This is a genomic window from Caulobacter soli (genome assembly GCF_011045195.1).
In the GTDB taxonomy this organism is placed as follows: Bacteria; Pseudomonadota; Alphaproteobacteria; order Caulobacterales; family Caulobacteraceae; genus Caulobacter; species Caulobacter soli.
The window spans coordinates 4,265,276-4,279,198 of sequence record NZ_CP049199.1 but is presented as its reverse complement, the minus strand read 5'-3'; the positions used below and the strand labels follow the sequence as shown (position 1 = coordinate 4,279,198).

The following is a 13,923-nucleotide window of genomic DNA, read 5'->3' as shown; positions in this document are numbered from 1 at the left end:
CATGCGGCGCGCGGGCTACACCCTGATCGAGTTGCTGGTGGCCCTGGGCGTCATGGGCCTGCTGGGCGTGATGCTGCTGGCCGGGCTGTCGGGGTCCAGCGCCGCCTGGACACGGATGGACCGGTCCACCACGCACGACGAGGCGATCGAGGCCGCCCAGGACGTGTTGCGCGAGCGCCTGCAGCACGCCTGGCCCGCCACCCGCTACGACCTTCACCCGGCCGGTCCCGACTTCGACGGCGACTCCGCCCGGCTGGTCTTCCTGGCGCCGCCGTCCGACCGCGAAGGCCCCGGGGCGCTGCGCCGCTACGGCCTGGTGCTCGACGCCAACGGCGACCTGGTGCTGGAGTCGCTTAGCGACGTGGCGCTGGACCAGACCCGGCCGCAGCGGCGGGAGGTGGTGCTGCGCGGCGTCCGCTCGCTGGACATCGGCTATTTCGGCGCGATCGAGCCCGATCCTGCCCCGCGCTGGCGATCGCGCTGGCGCCAGCGCCCGCGCATGCCGTCGCTGGTGCGTATCAGGCTGGAGCTCGCCCAGGACGGGGCGCGGTGGCCCGACCTGGTGGTCCATCCGTTCGCCGACATGGATTCAGAGTGCATCCTGGTGGTCGCCACCGGCGGGTGCAGCGGCCGATGACGTCGCGCAACATCCTGGACGCCGACCTCGGGACCGTTGGCCGCTGGATCGCCGCGGGCGTCTCCTGGTGGGTCGACGAGCTGTCGACCCTGCTGCCGGCCCGCTACCGGCGGAGCCTGCGGCGACGGGCGCGCTGGAGCGCGCGCCCTGATCGCGACGGAAGTCTGCAACTGCATCGCGACGGCCGCCCGACCCAGGCGCGGCCGCCGTCGCCGACCGCCGGCTGGCGGGCCGACCTGGTGCTGCCGGCCGACGCCGTGCTGGTGCGCGACCTCGACCTGCCTCGCCTGTCGCGCGCCGATCTGCGCCGGATGCTGGCGGCGAACATGGACCGCTTCACCCCGTTCCCGGCCCAGGCGGTCTATTTCGACGCCCCGGTCGCGGCCCTCGCGGACCCGGCGGACCGCGTGCGGGTGCGGCTGGCGGTGATCCCGCGCGACAAGGCCCTGGATGCCCTGGACCAGGCGCGGGCCATGGGCCTGGAGATCGACCGCTTCGGGGCCGAGGGCGGCGACGGCGAGGCGTTGTTCGACTTCATGCCCGCCATTCGCGCCGACCAGGGCGGCGGCTCGGGCTCCCGGCGGCTGACGCTGTGGTGGAGCGCTTGCGCGACGCTGGTGGTCCTGAACGTGCTGGTCGCCGTGCTGATGGACGTGCGCGACGTGCTGCGACTGGAGGCGGCGATCGAGGACGAGGCGCCGCGCGCCGCCGCCGCCGCCCGGATCCGCGACGCCGCCAACGCCGAGCGGACGGTGCGCCTGGCGCTGCTGACGCGGCGGTCGCAGAACGAACCCCTGCGGATCATCGACGCCCTGTCCAAGGCGCTGCCCTCCAGTCAGTGGGCGCACCGCTTGGAGTGGAACGGCCACGTCGTCCGCGTCGTCGGCTTCAAGACGCCCGACGGCGAGGTGACGGAGGCCCTGCGCAACACGCGGGCCCTGGCCAATCCCCGCTCGTTGCTGACCGACATGCCGACGCAGACCACGACCGGCGTCGAGCCGTTCGACGTGATCGCCGACGCCGCCTCCGGGTCGCGCCAGGCGAGGGCGGCCCGATGAAGCCCCTGTCGCCCCGTGAGCGTCGGCTGGTCGCGGTCGGCGTGCTGGCGGGCCTGGTGGGCCTGGCCTGGCTGGGCCTGGTCCGGCCCGTCCTGAACGGGTTCGAGGCTCGCGACGAGCGGCGGGCGGCCGCGCTGGCCCGGCATGAGCGCGACCAGCGGCTGCTGGCCTCGTTGCCCGCCGTGCGCGCGACCCTGGCCGAACAACGACGCTCGGGTCGGCTGTACCGGATCACCGCGCCCGACGAGGCGGCGGCGGTCGAGGCGCTCAAGCAGCGGCTGGTGGCCGAACTGACCCAGGCGGGCGGGACGGTCAGCGCCGCCGAGGCGGTGAGGGCCGACGTGCCGCCCGGCTGGGTCAGCGTCCGCGCCGACGCCACGATGACGCTGACGCAACTGAACGCGAGCCTGAGGCAAATTGAAAATGACACGCCCTATGTCGTCGTCGACTACGCTTCGATCGACGCCGAGCAGTCCATCCGAACAAGTCGGCCGGGTCCGCTCGGCGTCCGGCTCCAGATTTCGGCTCGCCATGCTGTCGCCCCGGTCCGCTAGCGGCGAGCTGACCCCGGCCCTGCTGTGCCTGGCCTTGCTGGGCGGCCTGGCCGCGCAGGTGCTCTGGCCGGTCGGGACCGAGTTCCCTCCCGGCGCGGCGCCGCCGATGCGCGTCCCGCGCGGCCTGGCGGCCGCGCCCGTGCCGGACTACCCCGCCGTGCTGGGCGCGCCGCTGTTCTCGCCGGATCGCCGCTCCCTGGCCGCCGGCGGCGAGCATGGAACGGCGACCCCCGACGACGCTCGCCCGACCCTGCTCGGCGTGGTCAGCGACCGCCGCAGCGGCAGCGCCGTGATCAAGGGCTCGGACGGCGCGGCCCAAGTCGTGCGGCTGGGCGAGACCTGGCGCGGCTGGCGGCTAGTGGGGGTGGGCGCGGGGAGCGCCGCCTTCAACGGACCGGGCGGCCGCTTCACCGCGCTGATCGGCGCGGCCCCCACCGCCCCGGCTCCCGGGGCGTCGGCAATCCAGGAAAACCGACCATGATCCGCCGTTTCCGCACGTTCCTCTCCGCCTCGTGCTCGGCGCTGGTCCTGGCTGGCTGCGCCACGACGTCGCCGCCGCCGCGCGCTCCGGCCGCGCCGCGCTCCGTCTCCGGACAGGCCCCCGCGGCGTCGGCGCCCGACCTGGCGGTCGAGCCCCAGGTGCGATCGACCATCCTGCGCGGCGAGGCCGCCGCCCCGCCCCGTTCGGCCGTGGTCCGGACATCCGAGCCCGCGCCGGGACCGGTGACCCTGAACCTGCCGGGCGTCGGCGTGCGCGAGTTCGCCAAGTCGGTCTTCGGCGACATCCTGGGCGTGCCCTACGGGGTGGCGTCGTCGGCGTCCGGAACGGTGACTCTGGTGACGCCCCGGCCGATCGCCCGGGCGGACGTGCAACCCGCCGCCGAGGAGGCCCTGCGCAACGCCGGACTGGCCCTGGTCATGCAGGGCGGCGTCAGGACCATCGTCAGCCTGAGCGACGCGCGCGCCCAGGGCGGCACGGCCATCACCGAGCAGTGGGGCTTCGGGACCGAGACGGTCCAGCTGCGCTTCGCCGGTCCCGCCGCCCTGAAGACCCTGCTGGACCCCATCGCGCCCGGGGTCATCACCTCGGTCGATCCGGCCAGCAACACCTTGGTCCTGTCGGGCACCGCCGGCCAGAGACGCGGCGTGCGCGACCTGATCCAGCAGTTCGACGTCGACTGGCTCAAGGGCATGAGCTTTGGCCTGTTCGTGCCCAAGAACACCGACGCCCGCCTCATCGCCCCCGACCTGAACAAGCTGATCAACGCCCCGGACTCGCCGATGGCGGGGCGGGTCAGGCTGATCGCCATGGACAAGCTGAACGGCCTGGTGGCGATCTCGTCCCAGCCGCAGTACCTGGACGACGTGCGGCGATGGGTCGAGGTGCTGGACCGCGAAGGCCAGTCGGCCGAGCGCCGCCTGTTCGTCTATCGCGTGCAGAACGGCCGGGCTTCCGATCTGGCCAAGGTGATGGCCTCGGCCTTCGGGCGCTCGGCCTCGCTATCGGGCGTGTCCGACCGGGGCGGCGGGCGCGACCGGTTCGGCGTCCAGTCATCCGAGACGCCGCTGAACACCCCCGCCAGGGTCGCGAGCCTGCCGGGACAGTCGCCGGCGCCGGAGCCGAGGGCCGATATCGCGACGGGCGACGGCGACGGGTTGATCCTGACCGCCGACGAGACCAACAACGCCGTGGTGGCCTACGCCACGCCGCGCGAATACGCCCTGATCGAGGACGCGATGCGCAAGCTCGACGTCGCCCCCGCCCAGGTGGTGATCGAGGCGATGATCACCGAGGTGTCGCTGAACAACGCCCTGCGCTACGGCAGCCAGTGGTTCTTCCGCAACGGCAACGACCGGGGCGTGCTCACTCAGGGCAAGACCGAGGACGCCGCGCCCAACTTCCCGGGCTTTGCCTATTTCCTCAACAGCGGGTCGGTGGCCGCGACCCTGACGGCGCTTTCGAGCGTCACCCAGGTCGAGATCCTGTCGTCGCCGAACCTGATGGTGCTCAACAACCAGACCGCCTCGCTGGAGGTCGGCGACCAGGTGCCGATCTCGACGGGCTCGGCCCTCAACAACAGCTCGGTGATCAGCACCATCGACTATCGCGACACCGGCGTGCTGCTGAAGATCACGCCCCGGGTCAACAGCGGCGGCCTGGTGCTGCTCGACATCGCCCAGGAGGTCAGCGATGTCTCGACCACCTCCAGCTCGACGATCGACTCCCCGACCATCTCGGTGCGCAAGATCGCCACCTCGGTCGCCATCCAGGACGGCCAGACGATCGCCCTGGGCGGCCTGATCCGGGACAATAATCGCAAGTTGCGCGACGGGGTCCCGCTGATCAGCGCGATCCCGGTGCTGGGCGCGCTGGCGGGGTCGCGCGACAACAAGCGCGAGCGCACCGAGCTGCTGGTCATGCTGACCCCGCACGTGGTGCGCAACAGCGCCGACATCCAGGCGGTGACCGACGAACTGCGCGAGAAGATCCGTTCGATCGCGCCCCAGCCGCCCAAGTTCGTGCCATGAGAACGGCCGGCGCCAGGGGAGGGAGGCGGGAAGGTTTCGCCCTGGTCTCGGCTATAATCAGTGTGCTGATCTTTTCCTATATCGCCTTCGCCGTCCTTGCCGCCGACCGAGGCGCGCTGGCGGGGGCGGACGCGGCGATGCGGACGGCGCGGCTGGAGGCGGCCGCCGACGCGGGCCTGGCCACGGCCGTCCACGGACTGGGGGCCGAAAGCGCCGCCGCCCGGTGGTCGGCCGACGGTCGTCCCCGCCGCCTGGACCTCGGCGGCGCGGAGGTGACCATGACCATAGAGGATGAGCGCGGGAAGGCGTCGCTGAACAGCCTGACCGAAACGCAATGGCGACGACTGTTCCAGGCCGGCGGCGCGTCGGGCGCGCGCCTGGACCGGCTGGTCGACAGCGCGATGGACTGGCGCGACAACGGCGAACGGGTCGACGGTGGGCTGCTCTATTACGCGCGCCGGGGCGTCCGCCCGCGATGGAGCGCCATGCGCACCGTCGGCGAGCTGGCCGAGCTGGACGGCATGGACCCGGCGCTGCTGGCGCGGATCGCGCCGTCCCTGACCCTGTTCTGGGGCGCGAGCGGGGCGTTCGAAGCCCGCAACGCCGACCCGCTGGCGATGAGCGTGATGTCGTCGAGCGACTCCGGGGGCGTGGACACGATCATTCGCCAGCGCGAACTGGCCGGCCAACGCACGGCGCTGGAGGCCGGCTCGGTCAGCTATGTCGGCCGTCCGGTCACCGTGCGGATCGTGGCGCGCGACACCCAGGGCGGGGTCTTCCGGCGGGCCGCGATCATCGAGTTCACCGGCCGGCGGGATACCCCGTACTGGCTGCGGGCGCTGGACTGATCGGTCGGCGCCGGCGTGGCTGGAGTTGCGACGCGCCGATGGTAGTGTAGGACGTGGATCGACGTCGCGCTGAGCCCGCGCGGGAGCCTCTGACCCTTTCCATGCCCACGCGCGCGACAGCCAGGCCGCCCAGCGCCTCTGATGGACGGCGGCCCGCGCCCGCCGCGCCTCGCGCCGGCTGGCGCCCCGCGCTAGCCGTCGGCGCCTGGCTGCTGCTCGCCCCGGCCGTGTCCCTGGCCCAGGCGCCGGTTCCGGTGGCGCCGCGCGAGGCCCCGATCCGCTTCGACATCTCGGCCCGTCCCCTCAGCGCGGCGATCGAGGCCTATGCGTTGGCGACCGGCGTGCAGGTGCTCTACGATCGTCCCCGGGGCGAGGGCCTGCGCTCGCCGGGGGTCGTGGGCCTCTATACGCGCGAGGCGGCGCTCCGCGCCCTGCTGGCTGGCACCGGCCTGGCGGCGGTCTTCAGCCACGACGACAGCGTCGTCCTGCGGCCGGACGTCGGCAAGGCTCCGCCGGCCGACTTCGGCCCGGCGCCGAGCGACCGGTCGACCATGCTGTCGCTCGACACGCTGGAGGTGCGCGGCGAGGCCGCCGTCCCGGCCGCCGAGGGCGAGCGACTGGACTTGAAGCTCTATGGCGGCCTCGTGCGCGGCGCGGTGCATCAGGCCCTGGCCGGCGACCGCGACCTGGCCGCCGGACGCTACCGCCTGACCCTGAAGCTCTGGATCGCCCCGTCCGGCGCGATCGACCGGCTGGTGGCCGAGGACTCGACCGGCGATCCCGATCGCGACCAGGCGATCACCACCATCGTCGGCCGGGTCGTGATCGACAGCCCGCCGCCCGAGGGCCTGCCCCAGCCCGTGGTCCTGGTCGTTCGGTCCCGTCCGGGAGCCTGACTGAACGCGCGGATTGAGGGCAGGGATTCTGTCATGCTACCTTTACGATGACACCCTAGATTGTTCATCGTGATCGGCTCCCATGCTCCAGCGTCCAGCTGGAAAGGACGCGGGAGACCCGACGCATTAGGGGCGATGACAAGAGTGGTTTCGCGGCTGCGCTATTTTCGCCGGCATCCCAACATCTTGGCCGTCGCCGGTTCCCTGTTGCTGCATGTGGTCGGCGCGGCGCTGATCCTGGCGCGAGTTCCGGCGGGGCCGATGGCGGCGGCCGGCGCCGAGGGGCCGGGTTCGGTCCAGGTCACCCTGGTGTCGAGCGAGCAGGCCCGGGCCGCGCCCGCCCTGGCGCCGACGCCCGCCGTCGACCAGCCCGTGGCGCAGGAGCGGCCCGACCGGATCGGGCCGGTCGGCCAGACGGGCGAGGCCGCCGCGCCCCCGGCCGAGGCGATCGGCGACCGCGGCCCGCGCGAACAGAGCGCGCAGGCCGCCCAGGGCCTGCAGGCCGTGTCGACGGCTTCGGCCGCGGTCTCGGGTTCGGACTATCGCGCGCGTCTCCTGGCCCACATCCAGCCTTTCCGCCGCTATCCGGCCCAGGCCGAGGCGGTCGCCGCCCGTGGCGTCACCCAGCTGATCTTCCGGGTCGACCAGGACGGCAACGTCGTGGGCGTGTGGGTCAAGGCCAGTTCCGGCTTCGAGTCCCTGGACAACGAGGCCATGGCCACGGTGCTGCGCGCCCAGCCGATGCCGCATGTTCCCGCGGGCCTGCCTTCGCCGCTGACGGTGCAGTTGCCCGTCTCCTTCAACCCATCCTAGGGCGTATCGAGGATCTCTTGGGGGCCATCACCCGGCGGTTTAGTGAATGCGGGCGCGTACGACGGGGCTTCGGCGCCGGCGAGCCCATGCGTTGGGACAAGACCTGATGTCCGATTCCAGTTGGGCCGGTCTGCGGGAACGCCTGCTGGACCGGTATGACGATTTCGTCCGTCGCCTGACCCGCCGGTTGGGGTCGGCCGATCTCGCGCGCGAGGCCGTCCACGAAACGTTCCTGCGCCTGCAGCGCACCGATCCCACCGAGCCGGTGCGCAATCTCGACGCCTATCTGTTCCGCACGGCCATCAACATCGCCAAGAACCGGCGCAAGGTCGAAGGCCGCTACCTGACATTTTCGGAGGCCGAGGCCTTGATCGGCATACCCGACGACACGCCCGATCCGGCCCAGATCGCCGAGGGACGGTCCGAGATCGCCCAGCTGATCCGCGTGCTCGCGGAAATGCCGCCCCGACGCCGCGCGATCTTCGAGGCGTCGTGGGGCGACAACGTGCCGCACGCCACCCTCGCGACCACGCACGGCGTGCATTTACGGACCATTCAGCGCGAGCTGGAACTGGCCACCGAGCACATCCGGCGCTTCTGGAAAGAAAAAGATCATTCTCAACGTCGCGAATCCTGACGTTGATTGTCTCTAAAGTGCCGTTCACCTCTTTCCGGGGCGAGCTCCCTTGACCGAACCATGACGCTGATGAGCGACCCGACACACGACGCCGAAGCTGATCGGCCGACATCCCAAGCGTTGGCGTGGCTGAATCGGCTGTTGTCGGGCGCCATGACCACGGACGAGGCGGACGCTTTCAAGCTCTGGCGCGGACAAAGCCCGGCGCACGAGGCGGCGTTCGCCGATGTCGTGCGTCTGCGACGCATGGTGCGCCGCGCCGTGCAGGTGCGAGACGCCGCGCCGGCGGTCCCGCCGCGGGCCGGAGCGCGCCGTGATCGGGGCGCCGCGCGCGGTCGTGTCGACCCGGGGCGTCGCGCCTTGCTGATCGGCGGCGGCGCGGCCGCCGCGACCGCCGCCAGCTACATGGTCGTGGTTCGCTCGGATCTGCTGACCGGCGGCTTGGCCGCCCTGACCTCCGACTACAGCACCGGCGTGGGCGAGCGGCGCACCGCCGCGGTGACCCCGGGCGTGACGATGGAGCTCAACACCCGCACCAGCGTGGCGTGGCTGGGCCGGCGGTCGGGCGTCGAACTCAAGACCGGCGAGGCCCTGATCAGCAGCGACCGCGCGTCGGACCCGTTCGTCGTGGCCGCCGCCGACGGCCGCACCCTGGTGCGGCGCGGCCAGGTCAACATCCGCAACCAGGCCGGCGAGGTCTGCGTCACCTGCCTGGCCGGCGAGGCCGAGGTCCAGCGCGGCGAGGCCCGCGTTCTCCTGGCGGCCGGCGAACAGGTGCGCTACGCCGATCATCAGCTGCGCGCGACCGAGGCGGTCGACACCGCGGTGACCTCGGCCTGGCAAAAAGGCCTGCTGATCTTCCGCGACACGCCGCTGCAGAACGTCGTCGACGAACTGAACCGCTATCGCACCGGAAAGATCTTCCTGGTCGGCGACAGCCTGGCCCGGCGCCCGGTCTACGGCGTCTTCCGCATCGACCAGATCCAGGGCGCGATCGAGCAGATCCGTGATCTGACTGGCGCGCGGCTCGTCGACCTGCCCGGTGGGGTTGTGCTGCTGCGCTGAGTCGTCTCCAGCGCCGCTTTTTGACGCAAAAAGTTCATCTAAAATCTTGTCGCATCGCTCGGCGCTCAGTTGTCTCCAACACAAACGGGGACGTCGGTAATCGGCGCGACCTGACATTCGCTGTGTGTGAATCCATTCGTCAATGCACGGATGGTGCGAATGTTGGACGCGTCAGTTCCGACGATATCTTAGTAGACATCGCGATTCCTCGAATTGATCCGCGCCTGGTGCGCGACTGTACTTGTATCTGTCTTGACGAATTGGGTTCGGGGGCTGGTCTTTGTCTGCGAAGACGTCGTTTTTCGGGAGCGCGTGGCGCTCACGTCGTCGGACGCCCTTGGCGGCGTCCGAGCTTGCCTGCGTGGGCCTGAAGGTCGTCGCGACCGCCTGCCTGTTGGGCGCCTGGAGCGGCGCGGCGCTGGCGCAGGACGCCGCGCAGGCTGAGCCCACCTTCGACATCCAGGCCATCGACGTCGACGGCAACACGGTGCTCGACCAGGTTTCGCTCGAGAACGCGATCTATCCGTTCATGGGGCCCGGGCGGACGCGCAGCGACGTGACGGCCGCCCAGAAGGCGCTGGAGGAGGCCTATCACGCCAAGGGCTTCCAGACGGTCGTCGTCGAGGTGCCCCGGCAGAGCGTCTCCGACGGCGTCGTTCGCCTGCACGTGGTCGAGGCCCCGATCGGCCGCCTGCGGGTGGTGGGCTCCAAATATCACTCGATGGACCGCTTGAAGGACGAACTGCCGGCCCTGACCGAGGGGCAGGTGCCGGACCTCGACGCGGCCCAGGCCCAGATCACCGCGGCCAACCGCCTGCCGGATCGTCAGGTCACCCCCATTATCCGCGCCGGCGTCGCGCCGGGCACGGTCGATGTCGACCTGCAGGTGACCGAGGAGCAGCCGGTTCACGGCAGCCTTGAGCTCAACAACGACCACAGCGCCTTCACCAAGCCGCTGCGGCTGTCGGCCAACCTGCGCTACGACAATCTCTGGCAGCGCGGTCACAGCCTGTCGGCGACCTACCAGGTCGCGCCGGAGCGCCAGTCGGACACCGAGGTCTATGCCGGCTCCTACGTGGCGCCGATCTGGGGCACGTCGTTGACGGGCCTGCTCTACGGCTTCCACTCCAACAGCGACGTGGCCACGCTCGGCGGCGTTTCGGTGCTGGGCAAGGGCACCACGGTCGGCGCGCGGCTGATCCACCAGTTCCCGTCGTCGGGCGCGATCAGCCAGAGCTTCTCCGGCGGCCTCGACTACAAGAAGTACTTCGAGTTCGTGCGCCTGGAGACCGCCGAGGTCAGTTCGGGGCAGATCGAGTACTGGCCTCTGAACGGGGCCTACACCTGGCGGCGCCAGGCCGAGTCCAACACCACGGCGACCGTTGCCGTCACGGCCAACATCCGCGGGTTCGGCGATCACGACGACGGCTTCAGGGCGCGGCGCGGCGACGCGCGGGCCAACTTCATCCACCTGAACCTGGATCTTGAACACGAACGGCCGCTGGGCCGGGGCTTCGACGCGACCTTCCGCTTCTCCGGCCAGGTCAGCGACACGCCCCTGCCGTCGGCCGAGCAGTTCGCCATCGGCGGCCTGACCAGCGTGCGCGGCTATCTGTCGGCCGAGGCCGTCGGCGACGGCGGCGTCTTCGGCTCGGTCGAGGTGCAAAGCCCGACGCTCTACACCGCGCCCGGCCTGGTGGAGAGCTGGCGGGTCTACGGCTTCCTCGACGGCGCCGGCGCCTGGGTGCTGCAGCCCCTGGCCGAACAGCAGGAGGAGTTCTTCCTCTACAGCGCCGGCCTGGGCACGCGCGTCCAGCTTCTCAAACGTCTGCACGGCGACGTCGTCGCCGCCTTCCCCCTGCGGAACGGGTCCAATCGCACCGATGGCCGTCCGTACTTCTCATTCAGCCTGAAAGCGGAGTTCTAAGATGCGCGGCGCGCAATCCCGAAAGGGTGTTCTCAAAGGCTTCGTCTTCGCGGCCCTGCTGGCCGCCATCGCGTCGGCGGTTCCGACCGGCGCCCTGGCCTGGTGGGACAAGCACTGGTCCTATCGGGTCCAGGTCGATATCGACACCACGGCCAAGGGCGCGCCGATCAACGGCGCCGTAGGCCGCGCGCCGCTGCTGCTGCGCCTGCACAGCGGCAACTTCCACTTCGAGGATTCGGCCGACAACGGCGCGGACCTGCGTTTCGTGGCCGCCGACGACAAGACGCCGCTGGCCTATCACATCGAAAGCTTCGACCCGCTGCTGGGCGTGGCCCTGGTCTGGGTCGACGTTCCGGAATTCCCGGTCGGCGCCAGCCGCACCATCTGGATGTACTACGGCAACAAGGCCGCGCCCGCCGCGGTCGACACCGCCGGCACCTTCGACGCCGACTATGCGGCCGTCTTTCACTTCGACGGCGCCAACGGCGTGGCGCCCAAGGACAAGACCGCCAACGGCAACAACGCCCTGAGCGCGCCCTCGGCGACCGACGAAGGCTCGGTGATCGGCAGAGGCGGCCGTTTCGACGGCCAGGCGCCGATGATGGTCAACGCCTCGCCCTTGCTGGCCGTGGCGGCCGGCGCGCCGTTCACGATCAGCGCCTGGGCCCGGCCCGACGCGATCACCGGCCAGGTCGCCCTGGTCGCCCGCCGCGACGGCGGGCAGGGTGTCGTGCTCGGCCTGCAGGACGGCGCGCCGTTCGTCGAGGTCTCGGGCCAGCGCCTGGTCGCGCCCGCGCCGGTCGGGACGGGCAAGTGGACCCATCTGGCCGCTGTCTCCGACGGCAGCGCGGTGACGCTCTATGTCGACGGCGTCAGCGCCGTGGCCGGTCCGGCCACGACGCCGGCCCTGAACGGTCCGGTCGCCATCGGCGCCGACGCGCCCGGCGGGAGCCTGTCCGGCTTCGCGGGCGGCGTGGACGAGGTGCGCTTCTCGAAGGTGGCCCGTCCCGCCGCGCTGATCCGCATGGACGCCGTCTCGCAGGGACAGGACTCCAAGCTGGCGACCTTCGCCGGCGATGAAAAGCAGTCGGGTTTCGGCTTCGGACCCTTCGGCGTGATCGTCAAGTCGGTGACCGTCGACGCCTGGGTGATCATCGCGATCCTCGGGATCATGGGCGCGGCCGCGATCTATGTGATCTGGAGCAAGTCGGTCTATGTCGGCCGGGTCGACGCGGCCAACGACCGCTTCGTCGAGCTGTTCCGCCGCCATGGCGACGACCTGCTGGCCCTGACCCATCCCGAACGCCTGGAGCGCTCGGAGACCCGGGCCGTCGAGAGCTCGTCGATCTACCGCATCTACCGCGCCGGCGCCGACGAGATCGCCCGCCGCCATCTCAAGAGCGGGATGATCCTGCGCGCCGAGGCGATCCAGGTGATCCGCGCCCTGATGGACGCCACCCTGGTGCGCGAGAACCAGCGGCTGGCCAAGTCGCTGGTGGTGCTGACCATCGCCATCTCCGGCGGACCGTTCCTGGGCCTGCTGGGCACGGTGGTCGGGGTGATGATCACCTTCGCGGCGATCGCGGCGGCCGGCGACGTCAACGTCAACGCCATCGCGCCCGGCATCTCGGCCGCCTTGCTGGCCACGGTCGCGGGTCTGGCCGTCGCGATCCCGTCGCTGTTCGGCTACAACTACGTCGTCACCCGCAACAAATCCGTCCAGGCGAACATGCTCGTGTTCGTCGACGAATTCATCACGCGTGCCTCGGAGCGCTTCAGCGCTGCGTCCTACGCCGAAGCGGCCGAATAGGCCGGCGGAGCGGGGAGCCACGCCATGCAGGTGCAAGACGACGATCGCGTTTACGACGACATCAACATCACCCCGATGCTCGATCTGGCCTATGTGCTGCTGATCGTCTTCATCATCCTGACCACCGCCTCGGTGCAGGGGATCAAGGTCGATCTGCCCAAGGCCAGCTCGGCCACCAGCCTGGCCAAGCCCAAGACCAAGGCGATCACGATCAACAGCAACGGGGACGTGTTCCTCGACGCCTATCCGGTCACCTTGCCGGAGCTGGAGACGCGCCTGCGCACGGCCAAGGCGACCGAGCCGGAGTTCCCGATCGTGGTCAAGGGCGACGCCGTCGTCCAGTACCAGCGGGTGACCGACGTGCTGGATCTGCTGCGTCGGCTCGACCTGAACCAGGTCGGGCTGGTCACCGGCCGAGCCGAAGAGCGCTGAGCCGGGACCGATGAGTCAGCTCCTCCGTCATCGGATCGGCGCGGTCGCCCGGATCGTGATCCCCGTCGTGGTCCTGGCCGCGCTGGCGGTCGGCGTCTGGCGGCTGGCCAACGACACCGGAGGCGTGAGCCGCAAGGTCGCGCCGCCGCCCATGGTGGCCCTGGCGCCGCCTCCGCCTCCGCCCCCTCCGCCGCCCAAGGAACAGCCGCCCGAGCCCGTGAAGGACCAGACGCCTTCGCCCACGCCCGATCCCCAACCCGAGGCCCCGGCCAAGAGCGATGCGCCCAAGCAGCTGACGATCAACGGACCGGCCCAGGCCGGCGCCGACGCGTTCGGCGTGGCGGCGGGCAAGGGCGGCGGCGTTTCGGTGGGCGGCGATCCCAACGGCTCGGACACCGGCGGCGACGGCGGGTTCGCCGAGGCCAGCTATCAGCGCTACCTGCGTTCGCAACTGCAGAGCGCGATCCAGGCCGACGACCGGGTCAACCGACTGTTCTTCGCCGCGCAGGTGCGGATCTGGGTGAAGCCGGACGGCTCCATCGGAAGCGTCTCCATCGCCAAGTCCAGCGGCGACGAGCGCGCCGACCGCGCGCTGGTGGCCGCCCTCCAGGCGCTGCCGCGTCTCGATCCGCCACCGCCACAACTCAAGTTTCCGGCCCGCGTGGCCTTGCGGGGCCGGAGGGCATGACCCTCACGCAGCGCCGCCGAAATAACAGG

At 71.1% G+C, this 13,923-nt stretch carries 14 protein-coding genes; all 14 read left to right on the top strand.

Annotated elements, in window-relative coordinates:
• Nucleotide 1 precedes the first annotated feature (1 nt).
• The 14 genes from G3M62_RS19905 (at nt 2) to G3M62_RS19840 (ending at nt 13,894) form a co-directional block, all read left to right on the top strand.
• A complete protein-coding gene (locus tag G3M62_RS19905) occupies nt 2-637 on the top strand; it encodes a prepilin-type N-terminal cleavage/methylation domain-containing protein (RefSeq protein WP_165190170.1) in 636 nt (211 codons plus the stop codon).
• Nucleotides 634-1,695: a type IV pilus biogenesis protein PilM gene (locus tag G3M62_RS19900; protein WP_165190168.1), complete on the top strand. Its 1,062-nt coding sequence runs from the start codon at nt 634-636 to the stop codon at nt 1,693-1,695. Before G3M62_RS19905 ends, G3M62_RS19900 begins: the two co-directional genes overlap by 4 nt.
• Nucleotides 1,692-2,249, top strand: coding sequence for a type II secretion system protein GspM (gene gspM / locus G3M62_RS19895; RefSeq protein ID WP_165190166.1), 558 nt, complete (start codon nt 1,692-1,694; stop codon nt 2,247-2,249). The genes G3M62_RS19900 and gspM overlap by 4 nt, the downstream gene beginning before the upstream one ends.
• Nucleotides 2,227-2,730 (top strand): hypothetical protein, encoded by a 504-nt coding sequence (locus G3M62_RS19890; protein ID WP_165190164.1) that lies wholly within the window; start codon nt 2,227-2,229, stop codon nt 2,728-2,730. Before gspM ends, G3M62_RS19890 begins: the two co-directional genes overlap by 23 nt.
• Nucleotides 2,727-4,778, top strand: coding sequence for a type II secretion system secretin GspD (gene gspD / locus G3M62_RS19885; protein ID WP_165190163.1), 2,052 nt, complete (start codon nt 2,727-2,729; stop codon nt 4,776-4,778). The genes G3M62_RS19890 and gspD overlap by 4 nt, the downstream gene beginning before the upstream one ends.
• Nucleotides 4,779-4,840: 62 nt before the next feature.
• Nucleotides 4,841-5,626 carry a type II secretion system protein GspK gene (locus G3M62_RS19880; protein ID WP_165190161.1) on the top strand — a complete coding sequence of 262 codons (786 nt, stop codon included), beginning with the start codon at nt 4,841-4,843 and terminating at the stop codon, nt 5,624-5,626.
• A gap of 101 nt (nt 5,627-5,727) precedes the next feature.
• On the top strand, nt 5,728-6,522 hold the full coding sequence (locus G3M62_RS19875) for an STN domain-containing protein (protein WP_165190159.1): 795 nt from the start codon (nt 5,728-5,730) through the stop codon (nt 6,520-6,522).
• A gap of 135 nt (nt 6,523-6,657) precedes the next feature.
• Entirely contained in the window at nt 6,658-7,335 is a 678-nt protein-coding gene (locus tag G3M62_RS19870) for an energy transducer TonB (protein ID WP_165190157.1), read from the top strand.
• A 106-nt stretch (nt 7,336-7,441) separates the two neighbouring features.
• Nucleotides 7,442-7,972 carry an RNA polymerase sigma factor gene (locus G3M62_RS19865; protein ID WP_165190155.1) on the top strand — a complete coding sequence of 177 codons (531 nt, stop codon included), beginning with the start codon at nt 7,442-7,444 and terminating at the stop codon, nt 7,970-7,972.
• Nucleotides 7,973-8,032: 60 nt separating this feature from the next.
• A complete protein-coding gene (locus tag G3M62_RS19860; protein WP_343037651.1) occupies nt 8,033-9,037 on the top strand; it encodes a FecR family protein in 1,005 nt (334 codons plus the stop codon).
• Between the two features lie 361 nt (nt 9,038-9,398).
• The gene (locus G3M62_RS19855) at nt 9,399-10,964 is read left to right on the top strand and encodes a ShlB/FhaC/HecB family hemolysin secretion/activation protein (protein ID WP_165190151.1); all 1,566 of its coding nucleotides are present in this window, start codon (nt 9,399-9,401) and stop codon (nt 10,962-10,964) included.
• A gap of 1 nt (nt 10,965) precedes the next feature.
• Nucleotides 10,966-12,774: a DUF2341 domain-containing protein gene (locus tag G3M62_RS19850; protein WP_165190149.1), complete on the top strand. Its 1,809-nt coding sequence runs from the start codon at nt 10,966-10,968 to the stop codon at nt 12,772-12,774.
• 24 nt (nt 12,775-12,798) lie between these two features.
• The gene (locus G3M62_RS19845) at nt 12,799-13,206 is read left to right on the top strand and encodes an ExbD/TolR family protein (protein WP_165190147.1); all 408 of its coding nucleotides are present in this window, start codon (nt 12,799-12,801) and stop codon (nt 13,204-13,206) included.
• Between the two features lie 10 nt (nt 13,207-13,216).
• Complete coding sequence (locus G3M62_RS19840) at nt 13,217-13,894, top strand: TonB family protein (protein WP_165190145.1); 678 nt, start codon at nt 13,217-13,219, stop codon at nt 13,892-13,894.
• The last annotated feature ends 29 nt before the right edge of the window (nt 13,895-13,923 follow it).

Excerpts from the sequence above, each read along its gene's own strand:
- G3M62_RS19875 (WP_165190159.1), top strand. The coding sequence starts at position 5,728 with ATGCCCACGCGCGCGACAGCCAGGCCGCCCAGCGCCTCTGATGGACGG.
- G3M62_RS19900 (WP_165190168.1), top strand. The coding sequence starts at position 634 with ATGACGTCGCGCAACATCCTGGACGCCGACCTCGGGACCGTTGGCCGC.
- G3M62_RS19850 (WP_165190149.1), top strand. The coding sequence starts at position 10,966 with ATGCGCGGCGCGCAATCCCGAAAGGGTGTTCTCAAAGGCTTCGTCTTC.
- G3M62_RS19870 (WP_165190157.1), top strand. The coding sequence starts at position 6,658 with ATGACAAGAGTGGTTTCGCGGCTGCGCTATTTTCGCCGGCATCCCAAC.
- gspD (WP_165190163.1), top strand. The coding sequence starts at position 2,727 with ATGATCCGCCGTTTCCGCACGTTCCTCTCCGCCTCGTGCTCGGCGCTG.
- G3M62_RS19905 (WP_165190170.1), top strand. The coding sequence starts at position 2 with ATGCGGCGCGCGGGCTACACCCTGATCGAGTTGCTGGTGGCCCTGGGC.
- G3M62_RS19865 (WP_165190155.1), top strand. The coding sequence starts at position 7,442 with ATGTCCGATTCCAGTTGGGCCGGTCTGCGGGAACGCCTGCTGGACCGG.
- gspM (WP_165190166.1), top strand. The coding sequence starts at position 1,692 with ATGAAGCCCCTGTCGCCCCGTGAGCGTCGGCTGGTCGCGGTCGGCGTG.
- G3M62_RS19840 (WP_165190145.1), top strand. The coding sequence starts at position 13,217 with ATGAGTCAGCTCCTCCGTCATCGGATCGGCGCGGTCGCCCGGATCGTG.
- G3M62_RS19860 (WP_343037651.1), top strand. The coding sequence starts at position 8,033 with ATGACGCTGATGAGCGACCCGACACACGACGCCGAAGCTGATCGGCCG.
- G3M62_RS19845 (WP_165190147.1), top strand. The coding sequence starts at position 12,799 with ATGCAGGTGCAAGACGACGATCGCGTTTACGACGACATCAACATCACC.
- G3M62_RS19890 (WP_165190164.1), top strand. The coding sequence starts at position 2,227 with ATGCTGTCGCCCCGGTCCGCTAGCGGCGAGCTGACCCCGGCCCTGCTG.